This window comes from Kitasatospora sp. NPDC008050, from assembly GCF_042957465.1.
Lineage (GTDB): Bacteria > Actinomycetota > Actinomycetes > Streptomycetales > Streptomycetaceae > Kitasatospora.
On sequence record NZ_JBIBIJ010000009.1, the window covers coordinates 109,104 to 124,661 of the forward strand.

8 protein-coding genes and 2 pseudogenes are annotated in these 15,558 nt (G+C 75.1%); 7 read left to right on the forward strand and 3 right to left on the reverse strand.

Annotated features, from left to right (window positions below):
- Positions 1–2: 2 nt before the first annotated feature.
- From ACFZB9_RS19535 to ACFZB9_RS19545, 3 genes are all read left to right on the forward strand, one after another.
- Positions 3–3,587, forward strand: coding sequence for a DUF5682 family protein (locus ACFZB9_RS19535; RefSeq protein ID WP_391449025.1), 3,585 nt, complete (start codon positions 3–5; stop codon positions 3,585–3,587).
- A 13-nt stretch (positions 3,588–3,600) separates the two neighbouring features.
- Complete coding sequence (locus tag ACFZB9_RS19540; RefSeq protein WP_391448712.1) at positions 3,601–5,652, forward strand: hypothetical protein; 2,052 nt, start codon at positions 3,601–3,603, stop codon at positions 5,650–5,652.
- A gap of 194 nt (positions 5,653–5,846) precedes the next feature.
- Positions 5,847–7,325, forward strand: a complete 1,479-nt coding sequence (locus ACFZB9_RS19545) for a M1 family metallopeptidase (protein WP_391448714.1) — start codon at positions 5,847–5,849, stop codon at positions 7,323–7,325.
- 130 nt (positions 7,326–7,455) lie between these two features.
- Here ACFZB9_RS19545 and ACFZB9_RS19550 read toward each other — a convergent pair whose 3' ends face one another.
- The gene (locus ACFZB9_RS19550) at positions 7,456–8,847 is read right to left on the reverse strand and encodes a sporulation protein (protein ID WP_391448716.1); all 1,392 of its coding nucleotides are present in this window, start codon (positions 8,845–8,847) and stop codon (positions 7,456–7,458) included.
- A 267-nt stretch (positions 8,848–9,114) separates the two neighbouring features.
- Between ACFZB9_RS19550 and ACFZB9_RS19555 the strand changes: the two genes are divergently transcribed.
- From ACFZB9_RS19555 to ACFZB9_RS19565, 3 genes are all read left to right on the forward strand, one after another.
- Positions 9,115–10,881, forward strand: coding sequence for an asparagine synthetase B family protein (locus tag ACFZB9_RS19555; protein WP_391448718.1), 1,767 nt, complete (start codon positions 9,115–9,117; stop codon positions 10,879–10,881).
- A gap of 28 nt (positions 10,882–10,909) precedes the next feature.
- Positions 10,910–11,353 carry an NUDIX domain-containing protein gene (locus ACFZB9_RS19560; RefSeq protein WP_391448719.1) on the forward strand — a complete coding sequence of 148 codons (444 nt, stop codon included), beginning with the start codon at positions 10,910–10,912 and terminating at the stop codon, positions 11,351–11,353.
- A gap of 61 nt (positions 11,354–11,414) precedes the next feature.
- On the forward strand, positions 11,415–12,734 hold the full coding sequence (locus ACFZB9_RS19565; RefSeq protein WP_391448722.1) for a UDP-glucose dehydrogenase family protein: 1,320 nt from the start codon (positions 11,415–11,417) through the stop codon (positions 12,732–12,734).
- Between the two features lie 500 nt (positions 12,735–13,234).
- Here ACFZB9_RS19565 and ACFZB9_RS19570 read toward each other — a convergent pair.
- Positions 13,235–13,933, reverse strand: a pseudogene (locus tag ACFZB9_RS19570) (glycosyltransferase family 4 protein); the annotation flags it as partial.
- On the opposite strand from ACFZB9_RS19570, the pseudogene ACFZB9_RS19575 reads away from it, so the two are divergent.
- Positions 13,933–14,286, forward strand: a pseudogene (locus ACFZB9_RS19575) (LuxR C-terminal-related transcriptional regulator); the annotation flags it as partial. The pseudogenes ACFZB9_RS19570 and ACFZB9_RS19575 overlap by 1 nt on opposite strands.
- A gap of 70 nt (positions 14,287–14,356) precedes the next feature.
- Here ACFZB9_RS19575 and ACFZB9_RS19580 read toward each other — a convergent pair.
- Positions 14,357–15,532: a M24 family metallopeptidase gene (locus ACFZB9_RS19580; RefSeq protein ID WP_391448723.1), complete on the reverse strand. Its 1,176-nt coding sequence runs from the start codon at positions 15,530–15,532 to the stop codon at positions 14,357–14,359.
- Positions 15,533–15,558 lie beyond the last annotated feature (26 nt).

Sequence of the window (15,558 nt, forward strand, 5' to 3'; positions counted from 1 at the left end):
CGATGGACAGTGCCGACCCGCGGGCCGCCGTGGCGGCGCTCGCCGGCTGCACCCGGCCCTACCTGATCGGCGTGCGGCACCACAGCCCCGCGCTGGCCGCGGCGGTGCCGGCGCTGCTGGCGCGGGCCGACCCGCAGGTGCTCTGCGTCGAGCTGCCGACCGACTTCCAGCACTGGCTGCCGCACCTGGCCGACCCAGGCACCGTCGCCCCGGTCGCGCTGGCCGGGGCCCGGGAGGACGGGCCGCTCGGCTTCTACCCGTTCGCCGACTTCTCGCCGGAGCTGGCCGCGATCCGCTGGGCGCGCGAGCACGGCGTCGACGTGCTCTGCTGCGACCTGCCGTTGACCGACCCCGGCTGGTCGGCGGACACCCCGGCACCCGCCACCCCGGTCGCCGCCGCCCCCGCCGCTTCTACTGCCCCCGCCACCCCCACCCGCCCCCGCTACGCGGACGCGCTGGACGCCGCCGGCACCGGCCGCGAGGGTGACGACCTGTGGGACCGCTCGGTCGAGGTGCGGGCCCCGGGCAGTGCCCCCGAGGAGGTGCGCCGCGCGGCGCTGGCCGTCGGCTGGGCGCTGCGCCGGGACGCGGCCGCACGCGGCGGGGTGCCGGCCGGCGACCTCGCCCGCGAGGCGCACATGCGCCGGGTGATCGCCGGGGCGGGTGCGGGCGGTCGCCGGGTCGCGGCGGTGGTCGGCGCCTTCCACGGGCCCGCACTCATCACCGCCGAGCAGCCGGGCGACCCCGTGCCGACGCCCGACCCCGTGCCGACGCCCGACCCCGCGCCGCCGACGCCCGACCCCGCCGCTGCGTCGTCGGTCACCTCCCTCGTCCCGTACACCTTCGACCTGCTCGACGCCCGCTCCGGCTATCCGGCGGGCATCCGCGACCCGCGCTGGCAGCAGGCCGTGCTGGCCGCCCAGGGCGACCCCGGGCGGGTGCGGGACGCGGCGGCCCGCGCGATCACCGAGGTCTGCCGGGAGCTGCGCGCCGCCGGCCACCCGGCCGGCACCGGCGAGGCCACCGAGGCGCTGCGGCTGGCCGGTGACCTGGCCCGGCTGCGCGACCTGCCGGCCCCCGGCCGCGGCGAGCTGCTGGAGGCGGTGTCAGCCGTCCTTGGCCAGGGCGAGTCCCTCGGCCGCGGCCGGGCGCTGGCCAAGGCGCTGGAGACGGTGCTGGTCGGCGCGGACCGCGGCCGGCTCGCCCCCGGCACCCCACGCTCGGGCCTGGGCCCGTCCGTGGAGGCCGAGTTGGCCGAACTGCGGCTGCCCGGCCCGGACGACCCCGAGGCCCGCGAGCTGCGGCTGGAGCCGCTGCGCTCCCCGCTGGACCGGCGCCGCGAGGTGCTGCTCCAGCGGCTGGCGGTCTGCGGCATCGACTACGGCAAGCCGCAGGCGGTGGCGGGCACGGGGGACAGCGCCGCCCTCTCCACCCGCTGGCAGCTGTCCTGGACGCCGTCCACCGCCGCCCGCCTCGACTTGACGGGGGTGCGCGGGGTCACCGCCGAACTCACGGCATCGGGCACCCTGCGGGAGGCCGCGCGCACGGCGGTGGCGGACGGCGGGCCGACCTCGCAGCAGGTCCTGGCCGGGCTGCGCGCCGCCGCGAGCTGCGACCTGCCCGAGCTGGTGACGGAACGGCTCGCGGAGGCCGCGCAGGTGCTGCCCGCCGCCGCGACCCTGCCCGAACTCCTCGACGCGCTGGACCTGTTGGAGGCCCTGCGACTCGGCCATCTGCCCGGTGCCGGTGCCGATGCCGGTGTGCGGGCCAGGGCGCGGGCCGCCGAACTCGCCGCCACGCTGCTGGACGCGGCCGTCCGCGGCCTGCCCGGTCTGTCCGGCAGCGAGGACCCCGCGGACGCCGTCGCGCTGGTGGCCCTCGCCACCCGGGCCGGCGACCACCGGCTCGGCCTGCGCCTGGACGAGGCGCTCGACACCCTCGCCCGTGACGGCTCGCCGCTCGTCCAGGGCGCGGCGCTCGCCGCCCGGGTGCTGCTCGACCTGGACCCGGCCGCCCGGCTGGGCGCCCGCGCGGCCGGCTGGCTCGACGCGGCCGCCGAACCCGCCGGGCGCCGCCGGCTGGCCCGGCAGCTGACCGGCCTGCTGACGGCCGGCGGCCCGCTGCTGCAGTACGCGCCGGACGCCCTCGACCCGCTGCTGGGCCGGATCGACGGCCTGCCGGACGCGGGCTTCCTGACCCGGCTGCCCGCGCTGCGGGCCGGGTTCGACGCGCTCAGCCCGGCCGCGCGCGGCCGCCTGCTGGAGACCGTCACCGAACGGCTGGGGGAGCGCCCCGACCTGACGCTCGCGGCACCGGCCGAGCTGATCGCGCTCTGGGCGGCGGCGGACACGGCCGCGGCCGGTGCCCTCACCGCCCTCGGCCTGCCCCTGCCGACCGCGCCGGCCGCCACCAGCTCGACTGGCGCACCGTCAACTCGGCGCGAGCCAGCGGTGAACACCTCACCCGACCGGCTCTCGCCGGCCGACCGCTGGCGGTTGCTGCTCGGCCGCGAGCCCGAGCGGCTGCCCCAGGGCGCCCGCCGCTACGCGCACGCCCTGGACGAGCTGTACGGTGCGGGCCGCGGCGAAGGGGCCGCCGATCTCGACGGCGGCAGCGGCGCGGGCGGCGGGCAGCAGGCCTCCTTCCCCACCGCCCGCGAGTGGTCCGAGGAGCTGGCGGCGCTGTTCGGTCCCGAGGTCCGCGAGGAGGTGCTCGCCGCCGCGGCGGACGCGGGCCGCACCGATGTGCTGACCCAGCTCGACCCGGCGGCCGTCCGCCCGTCGATGGAGTTGCTGACCTCGGTGCTCAACCTCGCCGGGGGGATGCCCGAGCACCTGCTCGCCCGGCTCCGCCCGCTGGTGCGGCGGCTGGTCGAGGAGCTGTCCCGGGAGCTGGCCACCCGGCTGCGCCCCGCGCTCACCGGCCTGGCCACCCCGCGCCCGACCCGCCGTCCGGGCGGCCGGATCGACCTGCCGCGCACCCTGCGCGCCAACCTCGCGCACACCCGCAGGCTGCCGGACGGGCGCACGGTCGTGGTGCCCGAGCGGCCGGTGTTCAGCACCCGCTCCCGGCGGGAGGCGGACTGGCGGCTGATCCTGGTGGTCGACGTCTCCGGCTCGATGGAGGCCTCGGTGATCTGGTCCGCGCTGACCGCCGCCGTGCTGGGCGGGGTGCCGACGCTCTCCACGCACTTCCTGGCCTTCTCCACCCAGGTGGCCGACCTCACCGACCGGGTGAGCGACCCGCTCTCGCTGCTGCTGGAGGTCAAGGTCGGCGGCGGCACGCACATCGCCGGCGCGCTGGCCCACGCCCGCTCCCTGGTGACCGTGCCCAGCCGCACCCTGGTGGTGGTCGTCAGCGACTTCGAGGAGGGCTACCCGCTGGGCGGCCTGCTCGGCGAGGTCCGCTCGTTGGCTGCCTCCGGGGCGCACCTGCTGGGCTGCGCGGCCCTGGACGACACCGGAGCCCCGCGCTACTCGGTGCCCGTCGCCCGGCAACTCGTCGCCGCCGGTATGCCGGTGGCCGCCCTCAGCCCCCTCGCCCTGGCCCGCTGGGTCGGCGAACGCCTCCGTGGCGACGCCCGATGACCGGAGCCGCCCGATGACCGGAGACGCATTGACCACCGCCGCCGCCACAACCGCCGCCCCTGCCACCACCACTGCCGCCGAGGACCTCCGCCTGCCGCCCGTCGCCCCCGAGGTGCTGGCGGCCGCGGTGGAGGCGCTCACCACCCGCCTGCGCAAGAGGCTCGACGACGCGGTCGAGCAGTACGCCGCCCTGCCGCTGCACCCCGCGCCGGACCAGGGTGCGGGCGCTGCGGGCGCGGTCGCCGTCCGGTGCGGCGAGGACGCCCTGGTCACCCTGACCCCCGGCCCCGGCGGTGCGGTCACCGAGGCGGACCAGGCACGGTGCAGCTGCCTGCTCGCACCGCGCTGCCTGCACCGGACGGCCGTGCTGGGCTGCTGCCCGCTCGCCGATCCGCTCGCCGATCCGCCCGCCGATCCGCCCGCCGACCCGCCCGCTGCCTCCCCGGCTCCGGAGGCCCGCGCAGCGTCCGAACACCCCGCCCCCGCGGGGGAGTCCACGCCACTCGCCGTCACCCCGTCCGCCGTCACCCCGCCGGCCCCCGCCGAGCCGACCCCGGCGCAGCGCGGCGCGGCCGAGGTGCTCTGGACGGCCGCCGCCGCCGTGCTCGCCGCGGGCGTACCCGCCGCCGGGGCCGTCCCGCAGGCCGAGTTGCTGCGCGCCGCGCACACCGCCCGGCTGGCCGAGCTGTACCGCGCCGAGGCCGCCGCGCTGCGGGTGGTGCGCGGCCTGCGCGGCGCCCGGGCCGGCCATCGCGGCCATCGCACCGCCGACCTGGCCGCCGCGCTGCGCGAACTGCTGCTCACCACGGCCCTGGTGCGCTCCGGCCCGGCTGGCCCTGCCGGCCCGGGGAGCGCTGCCGGCCCGGCGGTGCTCGGCAGCGCCCGCCGGACCTACCGGCCCGGCGGCGCGCTGCGGGTGTTCGGGGCCTGCCGCGAGCCGGTGCTGACCGCCACGGGGTACGGCGGCGTGGTCACCCACCTGGTCACCGAGGACGGCCGGTGGCTGTCGGTCGCCGACGTCAAGCCCGGCGGTGCGGCGCGCGCCCGTGGTGCCGCCGCCGCGCCCCTCGCGCTGGGGGCGGTCGGGCTCGACCACGCCCAACTGTCCCGCGGCGCCCTGCTGATCTCGGGGGCGACCCTCTCGGCCGACGGCCGGCTCGGCGCCGGCCGCGGGGTGCGGGCCACCCCGGTGGCGGCACCGGCCTGGAGCGAGGGCCCGGTGGCCGCGCTGTTCGCCCGCCCGCTGGCGGCGGCCGTCGCCGAACGGCTCGCCGAGGACCCGCTCGGCGACCCGGAGCAGACCGAGCCGCTGCGCCGGCCGGTCGGCTGCGACCTGGTGCTGCTCGGCGCCGCCGGTGACGCCGTCCTGGCCCGCGAGCTGGACCCGGCCACCGGCGCGCCGCACGGCCCGTTGGTCCGGCTGGTGGCCGCCAACGGGCACCCGGAGCTGGCGCACACCGCCAACCTCGCGCGGCTGGCCGGTCGGCCCGGCCTGCGGGTGCGGGTGCTCGCCCGGGTCGACCCGGACCGGGCCGCCACCCTGCGGCCGCTGGCCGTGGCGCCGGTGCCGGGCACCGAGGCCACCCTCACCCTGCCGCCGCACTGGCAGGGGCGCGCCGATCTCGGCTACGACCTGCTCCAGGGCGCCCAGTTGCCGAGCGCCGAGGTGTGCGAGGCGCCGGCCACCCCGCCCGCGTCCACCCCGCCCGCCTCCGCCCAGCCCGCCTCCACCCCGCCCGCCTCCGACCCGCTGGCCGACTCCCCGCTGTGGCGGGTCCGCCGCCAGGTGGAGCTGGCGATCACCGGCGGCCGGCGCGCCGTCATCGAGTCCGCCCGCAACGGCAGCGCGGCCACCGATGCGGCGGCGCTGCGCCGCACCGGCTTCCGCACCGCCGCGGACCTCACCACCGTCCTGGCCGCGGCAGCCGACCGGCGCCGGCGCGACGTCTTCGGCCGCCTCGGCGACCCGGACGACGACCACTACGCGCAGACCTGGCTGGCCGCGGCGCTCCACCTCACCGCGGCCGAACGCGAACTCGTCCGCGCCACCTGGCAGTCCGCCTGACTCAAGTGACTCAGGTGACCCAAGTGACCCGGTGCCCCCGGTGACCCCGCCCGACCCCAGTGCCCCTGGTGACCCCACGCCGGATCATTGGCGTGTTTCTTAGCATGAACACTTCACAAAATGCGCGTACCCGACCTCCGGGCGGGACAAGGATCCGAGACAGCGTCAACCAACGACCGATCCGGAGGATTCCCGTGCGCAAGAAGCTGCTCGTCTCGGCTGCGGCCGCGGCCGCTCTGCTGCTGACCGTCCCGGCCTCGGCGGCCGCCCCAACTCCGGGGGCGCCAGGGGCCGGCGACCCGTACTACCCGACCTACGGGAACGGCGGCTACCGCGTCTCGCACTACGACCTGCGGCTCAAGTACCAGCCTGCCACCGACCAGTTGGAGGGCACCGCGACGCTGCTGGCCACCGCCACCCAGGACCTCTCCCGCTTCGACCTGGACTTCGCGCTGGACGTCAGCCAGGTGCTGGTCAACGGCCATCCGGCGAAGTTCACGAACACCGGGGTCCAGGAGTTGCAGATCACGCCCGACGCGCCGCTCGCCAAGGGGAGTTCGGCCACCATCGTGGTCCGGTACTCCGGCGTGCCGTCCAAGGTCACCCGGTACGGGTTCGACGCCTGGCTGCGCACTCCGGACGGCGCGGTGATCGCCGACGAGCCGGAGGCCGCCTGGTGGTGGTTCCCCAGTAACGACCACCCCTCGGACAAGGCCACCTTCGACGTCTCCGTGCTGGTCCCCGACGGCACCCAGGCGATCAGCAACGGCGTCCTCACCTCGAAGAGCTCCGAACTCGGCTGGACCCGCTACAACTGGCGCGAGAACAAGCCACAGGCGACCTACCTCGCGACCCTGGCCATCGGGAAGTTCGACATCACCACCGGCACCAGCCCCAGCGGCATCCCCGTCCTCAACGCCTACAGCCCGGACCTCGGCGACAATGCCGACGCCGCCCGGGCCAGCGTCGAGCGCACCGGCGAGCTGGTCGACTGGCTGAGCGGCTACTTCGGCCCGTACCCGTTCAGTTCGGCCGGCGGCTACGTCCCCAACGTGTCCACCCACTACGCGCTGGAGACCCAGACCCGGGTCTTCTACAGCCCGGCGCAGTTCGCGGGCGGCGCCAACGCCTCGGTGGTCGTCCACGAGCTGGCGCACCAGTGGTACGGCGACAGCGTCTCGCTGGAGCGCTGGAGCGACATCTGGCTCAACGAGGGCTTCGCCACCTACGCCCAGTGGCTCTGGTCGGAGCACGAGGACGAGGGCACCGCCCAGCAGCTCGCCGACTACGTCTACGCCTCGCACCCGGCCGGCGACGCCTTCTGGACCGTCAAGCCCGGCGACCCCGGCGCGGCCGACCAGTTCGCCGACGCGGTGTACGACCGGGGTGCGCTCGCCATCCAGGTGCTGCGCAACACCATCGGCGACGACGCGTTCTTCAAGCTCCTCAAGGCCTGGCCCGCCGAGCACGCCTACGGCAACGGCACGATCGCCCAGTTCCAGGCGCTCGCCGAGAAGATCTCCGGCAAGAAGCTCGGCGACCTGTTCCAGGCCTGGCTCTACACCCCGTCCAAGCCGTCCCTCCCGACGGCCGCCAAGGCCCGCCTGTCCGCCGCCGCCCCGGTTGCCGCGCCCCGCTCCTGGCAGCAGATCAAGGCCGCCCAGCAGCACTGACCTGACCCCGGCTGCGGCCGCCCGGCCGCAGCCCGTTGACGACTGCCCTGATGATGGCTCGTTCCCGGCAGCAAGGCTGCCGGGAACCGGACCGGACCGGACCGGACCGGGCCGGACCGGGCCGGACCGGTCACGCCGCGACGCCGAGCTCCTCGCGGGTCCGGTGGAGGAAGTCGATGACCTGCGGCTCGCGGCGCCAGGGGGTGAGTGCGGTGTTGAACTCGCGGACGTAGTCCTTCGCCCGGCTGGACTCGACGCGGGCGAGGATGTCGACGGCCTGGTGGCCGAGCTGGAGCCCGTGGTCGAGGTCGCGGTCCTGGAGGTGGACTGTTCCGACGATCGCCAGCCGCATCCCGACCGAGCGGGTGAACACCCCGGGCGCCATGGCGGCGGCCTGCGCGTTCCACGCCAGCGCGGCCTTCGGGTTCTTGAGGTCGCGAAAGATCTCGGCGGCGTCCGCCGAGAGCCGGGCGTGCTGATAGAAGTCGATCCAGGCGGGTTCCTCGCCGCCGTCGCGGGCCTGCCCGAGGAGGGTCTCGGAGGCGGCCAGCGCGGCGGAGGCCGCCCTGGCGTCGCCGTCGCGGGCGTGGGCCCTGGCCTCGATCAGCTTGGTGAAGGCCAGCACCCGCGGGGCCGCCTCGCCCTTGGCGCGCTGGAAGGCGCCCTGCGTCATGTCGATGGCCTCGCCGGCGAAGCCCCGCAGCAGGGTCTGCATCGCCATCGTGGTCAGGACGTAGCAGCCGAGCTGGACATCGCCGCCGGCCCGCGCGAGGCGCAGGGCCTGGATGAAGTGCCGTTGGGCGGCGTCGTGCTGGCCGACGTCGAACGCGGTCCAGCCGGCCAGGCGGGACAGTTCAGCGGTCACCGAGAACAGTTCCCGGCCGACGCCGTCGGTGAAGGAGCCGTTCAGCAGCGGGATCGCCCGTTCCTGAAGGCAGGCGGTCACGGAGTTGGCCTTCCAGTTCCCGCCGCCGTACTTCGAGTCCCAGCGGCGGGCGTCGTCGGCGGCGTCCCGCAGTTCGGCGAGGTCGACGGCGCCGACGCGCACGCTGCCGCGGTGGGCGGCGGTCTCGTCGGCAGGGGTCCCCAGCCAGCGGGTCACCGGGGTGGCGAACGCGGACACGGCGAAGCCCGATCCGGTGAGGAAGGCGCGGCGGTTCACGGAACTCCAGAACGAAGTGGCGACGCGCACGGCGTCGGCGGGGTCTCGCGGGAAATCCAACCCCACATCCGCGTCCGGTGTCTGCGCGTCGGCCATACCGATCTCCGCGAGTTGAACGGGCCGCCCCAGCCGCTCCCCGATCGCCTGAGCCAGGAGCCTGGGCACCGGCCACTTGGGGATCATGCCGCGTCGGCACCAGTTGGCCACCGAGGTATGCGAATAGTCCGTGGTCAGCCCGGCCTGGGCGGCGAGCTGGTTCACGCGGTGGGCCAAGGATTTGTGGCTGGCCCCGCCGCACATCTCGATCATCCGGGCCAGGTCCGCGTTCGGCGGCCTGGTCCGGCGGGTGGTCGACGCCACAGCGTCCCCCTCAGGAGTCCCGCCGGCTCGGCAGCGGGTTCGTACTCGACTGGGCACGAGAAGTCGTACGCCCGGCATCTGACACCGGATCACCGAGGGTAGTGCCTTCGCTGCTCGCGGTGAACCGCTTTCGCGAGTTGTGAGCCCCCCTGCGAGCCCTGCCCCTTCCCTGCGGCAGACGGTTGTCTGGTGCTCCGGGCCTCCGCCGGGAGCCGGGAAAACCTCCCGGCGGAGGCTTCCACCGATTCACTCTCGGGGGTGAGGCAGATGTGCGGAATCGCAGGACTGGCCGGACCGGACGCCGCAAGGCACAAGAGCACCGTCGCCGCGATGGGGCTGGCCCAGCACCACCGCGGGCCCGACGGCACCCGCCAACTCGCCTCGGCCGACAGCCGGGCGGTGCTGTCCATGAACACTCTGCTGATCGTCGACCGCACCGCCCAGCCCGACCCCTACCGGGACCCGGCCACCGGGGTGCTGCTGACCTTCAACGGCGAGATCTACAACTACCGACAGCAGGCAGCGGCCTGGGGCATCGAACTGGAGCCGGGTGAGACGGACGCCCACCTCGTGCTGCGGGCCTGGGCCAAACTCGGGCCGGCCTGCATGGACGGGCTGGACGGGATGTTCGCCCTGGCCGCCTACGACCCGCGCGAGGGCCGGCTGTTCCTGGCGAGGGACCGGCTCGGCGAGAAGCCGCTCTACTGGCGCCTCGATGGCGGACGGCTCGCGTTCGCCTCCGAGGTCACCACTTTGACCGGCTACGGCACAGCCCCGCTGGTCGTCCGCCCCGAGATGCTCTCCATCGAGACGCCGACCGGCGTCGACACCCCCTTCCAGGGCATCCAGCTCCTCGCCCCGGCCACCCTGTTGACCTTCGAGGTCGCCACCGGATCGCTGGACCAGCGGACCTGGTGGCGCTTGGAGGACTGTGAGCCCTGGCAGGGCGACTACGAGGCCGCGCTGGCCCGGTTCTCGGTCCTGCTGGCCGACCAGGTCCCGCTGCGGGCCCCCGGCGGGGACTTCGCGCTCCTTCTCTCAGGCGGGCTGGACTCCTCGGTGCTGGCCTACCTGATGCGGCCGCCGGTATGCGTGACGGTCCGCTACCCGGGCCAGGACCGCCTCGACGAGTCGAAGATCGCTGCGATGGTCGCCCGAGACATCGGGGCCGAGCTGCTGGTGATCGAGCCCGCGATCGAGGACTTCACCCAGTCGCTGCCGGAGATCATGGCCGCGCTGGACTACCCGATGGGCAACGCGTCCACCTTCTCCGAGCACATGGCCTACCGGGCCGTCGCCGAGCGCGGCCTGCGAGTCGTGGTCGGCGGGCTCGGCCCGGACGAGTTCCTGATGGGCTACGTCCGCCACGCACTCGTCCTCTTCGGCCCCGAGGCCGTCCTGACGGCGGGTCTGGAGGCCTACCGGCCGCTGGCCTCAAAGCTCCTGCACGCGGCCGACCAACCGCTCGGACCGGCGGAGGCGATCGTCCGGCTCATCCTGCGCGGATCGGACCCCGACGGGCGGGTCCGCGAGTTGGCTGCCGACGCCCTGGCGCGGGCCGGCGGCGACCTGGCACGGGGGCTGACGCTGGCGGACCTGGCCACGGCCTGGCGCCCGCTGGTGATGACCTCGGACAAGCTTGCCTCCGCGTTCGCCCTGGAGCGGCGCTCGCCGTTCCTGGCCCGGGACCTGGTCGAGTTCTCCTACCGCCTGCCGGCCGAGCACAAGATCGCCGATCCGGCGGCGGGCAAGCGGATCCTGCGGGACGCCGCCAAGGCGCTCGGGCTGCCGCCGGAGGTCTGGGGCAGCCGGGACAAGCTCGGCTTCGCCTCACCGGTCCCCAGCTGGCTCAGTGGCCTACTGGAGGGCTGGGCAACCGCGCACATCACTGCCGCCCTCACCGAGGCGCCACGGAGCTTGCGGCCGCTGCTGGAGGGCGGCCTGCGGCCGGGCGGGCGGTTCGACCGGACCCGGATGCAGGCCCTGATGGCAGCCGCCTGGTTCTTCGACCAACGGGTGAGGGCTGCGGCATGACCGGCCGTCAGGTGACTACGTTGTGCGGATGGACTCCCAGACCCTTCCCGACGAGCCGTCCGCCGCCGAGCCCCGCGGCGCGGTCGCGATCATCATCAACCGGCGCGGCCAGCTCCTCTTGCACCTGCGTGACGATCTCGGCCACATTGCCTGGCCCGACCACTGGAGTCTGCTGGGAGGCGGCTGCGACCCCGGCGAGACCCCGGCCGAGGCGATCGTCCGCGAGCTCCAGGAGGAGGCCGGCCTCACCGCCGAGCACGGTCTGGTCGAGCTGTTCGAGATCAAGGACTCGCACGGCTCCGGGCAGATCATCACCTTCTACATCGGCTCCTGGGACGGCGACGAGAGCGCGCTGCCGCTCGCCGAGGGCGTCAAGCTCCAGTTTTTCGACCCCGAGCACCTGACCGTCCTGGACATCCCGCCGTTCATCCTCGACGGCATCCACCGCTTCCTGGCCGCCCGGCCTGCCTGACCCCCCCGGTCGGGGTGAGGGCGGGCTGCCTTCCCGCACCGCCCCTACCGGAGGACCCACCGTGAAGATCAGCGTCATCGGCACCGGCTACCTCGGCGCCACTCACGCCGCCGCGATGGCCGAGCTCGGCCACGAGGTGCTCGGCATGGACACCGACACCCACAAGGTCGAGGCCCTGAACAAGGGCCAGGCTCCGTTCGTCGAGCGCGGTCTGGACGACCTGCTCGCCAAGCACACCACCGCGGGCACCCTGCGCTTCACCGCCTCTTACGCGGAGGCCGCCGATTTCGCCGACATCCACTTCCTCGGCATCGGCACACCGCAGCAGCCCGACAGCGGTGCCTACGACCTCACCCACCTCCAGGCGGCCGTCCGGCGCCTGGCGCCGCGGCTGCGCGACCACGCGCTGATCGTCGGCAAGTCCACCGTCCCGGTGGGCACCACCGCTCAGCTGCGGCAGATCCTGGTCGAGCACGCCCGGCCCGGCTCCAACCTCCACCTGGCCTGGTCGCCGGAGTTCCTGCGCGAGTCCTTGGCCGTCGAGGACACTCTGCGGCCGGACCGCATCGTGCTCGGCATCGAGGACGGCGACACCGCCAGCGAGGCGATCTTCCGGTCCGTCTACGCGGAGATTCTCGGGGCGGGCTCCCCACTGATCGTCACCGACCTGCCCACCGCCGAGCTGATCAAGGGCGCCGCGAACGCCTTCCTGGCCACCAAGATCTCCTTCATCAACGCGATGGCCGAGCTCTGTGAGCTGACCGGCGCGGACGTCCAGCAGCTCGCCCTCGGCCTGGGCTACGACCAGCGGATCGGGTTCAAGGGGATGCGTCCGGGCCTGGGCTTCGGCGGCGGCTGCCTGCCCAAGGACCTCCTCGGCTTCACCCACCGCGCCGAAGAGCTCGGCGCCGACCAGGCCGTGAGCTTCCTCCGCCAGGTCGACGCGATCAACCGGCGCCGACGCGAGCGCACCGTCCAGCTGGCCTTGGAGATGCTCGGTGGCACGGTGGCGGGCAAGCGGATTGCCGTCTGGGGAGCGGCGTTCAAGCCCGGCACCGACGACATCCGCGACTCGCCGGCCCTCGCCGTTGCCGAGGTCCTGCACCGGGCCGGGGCCGAGGTCACCGTCCACGACCCCGCCGCGATGGAGAACGCCCGCCGGGCGCACCCGTCGCTCGACTACGCCGACGACCCCGTCTCGGCCCTCACCGGCGCCGCCCTACTGCTGCACCTGACCGACTGGCCCCAGTACTCCGAGACGGACCCGGCCGACCTGCGGCAGCACATCGCCGTCCCCAAGGCCATCGATGCCCGCGGCACCCTCGACACCGACCGCTGGCGCCAGGCCGGCTGGACCTTCCGAGCCCTCGGCCGCCCCTGACCGGCGCCGGGCCACCCAACAGCCCCCCCCCGCACAGCCGACGCCGCCCCGGAGGTCTACTCGGCCGTCGGCGCGGCGGACTGCACCGGCAGCGACCTCCCCCCGCGTTCGACCGCACCCCCTGAATCACCACAACGAGTGCCCCGAGCAGTCCGGATAGCTCGGGGCACTCGTGCAGCCAGGCACCGTCCGCCTGCTTGCGACCCACCTCACGGGAATTGGTCAGCGCTCGCCGAGCCACGGGGCATTGAAGATCTTCGAGAGTTTGATCTCCCACAGATCGCTCTCCAACTTCCCCCATCCCCATGACCTTCTGAATGCGCCGCCAGAGCTCTTGAAACGCCACGATCGCCAACTGGATCGTGCTGTCCGAGACATCGGCGGGCAGGTGCCAGTGCAGTCGCTCAGGGGGCCTACCTGCTGACGTTCCCTCGTCGACGGCAACACCGTCCCAGCTGCCTGCTCCGAGCTGGACACCTCCGCTGGACAGGGAACGGCCCTCAACCCTCCAGGGACATCCGGACCAGGGCGTGTTCGGGCGACAGCAGCCGGGCCAGGTGGCGTGCCGAGCCGTCCCAGGACCACTCGCGCCGGGCCCAGCGGCGGCCCGCGGAGCCCAGCTCCGCGCGTCCGGGGTCGAGCAGGGTCAGGGCCAGCGCGCGGGCGACCGCCGGCAGGTCGCGGCCGTCCACCACGTATCCGGTGCGGCCGTCCAGCACGGTGTCCGGGGCGCCGCCGGAGTCGCCGACCAGCACGGGCAGACCGCTCGCCGCCGCCTCCAGGAAGACGATCCCGAGTCCCTCGGCCTCCAGACCGGCCCGCCGGGTGCGGCACGGCACGGCGAAGACGTCCGCCGCGGCGTAGTACGGCGCCGTCCCGGCGTGCGAGGTTCCTCCCGCGAAGTACACCGAGCCGTCGGCGTGACGCCGCGCCAGCCGGCGCAGCCGGGCGGCGTCGGGGCCCTGGCCGACGATCAGCAGCACCGTCCCCGGCACCAGCTCCCGCACCAGCGGCAGCGCCCGGATCAGCGTGTCCTGGCCCTTGCGCGGCACCAGGCGGGCGACGCACAGGATCACCGGCCCGCCGGGCAGGCCGAGTTGCTCACGCACCTCGCGCCCGCGCCGGGCGTCGGGACGGAACAGGTCGGCGTCGACACCGGGGACCAGCCGGCTCAGCCGGGCACCCGGGCCGAGCGCCGGTGGGCTACCTGCTGAAGGACCGGGTCGGCGAGGTCGCGGAGTTCCTGGACGCACTGGGCCGGGTGGCGGCGGGTCAGACCGTCGTCGACCCCGAGGTGATCCGGGTGCTGCTCCAGCAGCGGACGGCCGCCCGGCCCCTGCAGCGCCTGACTCCCCGTGAGCGGGAGGTGCTGGCCCTGATGGCCGAGGGCCTGAACAACCAGACCGTCGCGCGGCGCCTGACCGTCACCGAGGCCTCGGTGGTCAAGCACGCGAGCAACATCTTCATGAAGCTCGACCTCGACCCCACCGAGGGCAACCGCCGCGTCCTCGCCGTCCTCGCCCACCTGCGCGAGGAGCGCCCGGCCCCCTGACGGGACCGGGCACCCGCCCGGCCCCGCGACCGGACCGGCAGCTGCCCGGGGCACCCCGGGGCACCTCGGGTCAGCCCGGCAGGACGGTCAACTCGCGCTCCGTCAGGTTGAGCCGCTCGCCGCCCTCGGGCGTGCACACCACGATGTCCTCGATCCGCGCGCCGTAGCGCCCGGCCAGGTAGATGCCGGGCTCCACGGAGAAGGCCATGCCCGGCTCCAGGGGCCGCGCGGACCCGGCCACGATGTAGGGCTCCTCGTGGGTCTCCAGGCCGATGCCGTGCCCGGTGCGGTGCAGGAACCGCGGTCCGAAGCCGGCCTCGGTGATGATCTCCCGGCCCACGGCGTCGAGTTCCTCGGCGGTGATGCCCGGCCGCACGGCCTCGGTCTGGGCCCGCTGGGCGCGCAGCAGCACCTCGTACAGGCGGCGGAACTCCGCCGGGGGCTCGCCGAGGGCGTAGCAGCGGGTGGAGTCGGAGCAGTACCCGGCCGCGGTGGTGCCGCCGATGTCGACGACCACCGGATCCCCGGCCTCCAGCACCCGGTCCGACAGTTCGTGGTGCGGGCTGGCGCCGTTGGGCCCCGAGCCGACGATCACGAAGTCGACCTTGACGTGGCCCTCGGCGATGATCGCCGCCGCGATGTCCCGGCCCACCTCGCGCTCGGTGCGGCCCACCCGGAGCCACTCGGCCATCCGGGCGTGCACCCGGTCGATCGCCGCGCCCGCCGCGCGCAGCGCCGCGATCTCCGCCGGGCTCTTGCGCATCCGCAGCTCGCTCAGCACCGGACCGGCGAGCGTCTGCCGCCCGCCGGGCAGCGCGGCCTGGAAGGCGATGACCTTCTCGGCCCACATCCGGTTGTCCACACCGACGCCGGCGCGCGCGGGCAGCCGCTCGGCGGCGATCGCGTACGGGTCCTGGGTCTCCTGCCAGCTGACGATCTCAAGGCCCAGCCCGGCGGCGGGCGAGGCCTGCGCGACGGGCTCCTCCAGGGCCGGCACGAGCAGGAACGGCTCGCCCAGCGCCGGCAGGACGAGGCAGGTGAGGCGTTCCAGTGGCGCGGCGTGATACCCCGTCAGGTACTGCAGGTCCGCGCCCGGCGAGACCAGCAGGGCGTCCAGGCCGGCCTGCGCGGTGAGGTCGCGGGCCTGCCGCAGCCGGTCGGCAGAGAGCGTGGACGCGGAGAGTGCGGACGCGGAGGGTGCGGACGCGGAGGGTGCGGAGGTGGAGGTGCGGTCCGGGTCGGGCATGCGAGCGTCTCCTCGGGGCCGGTGCG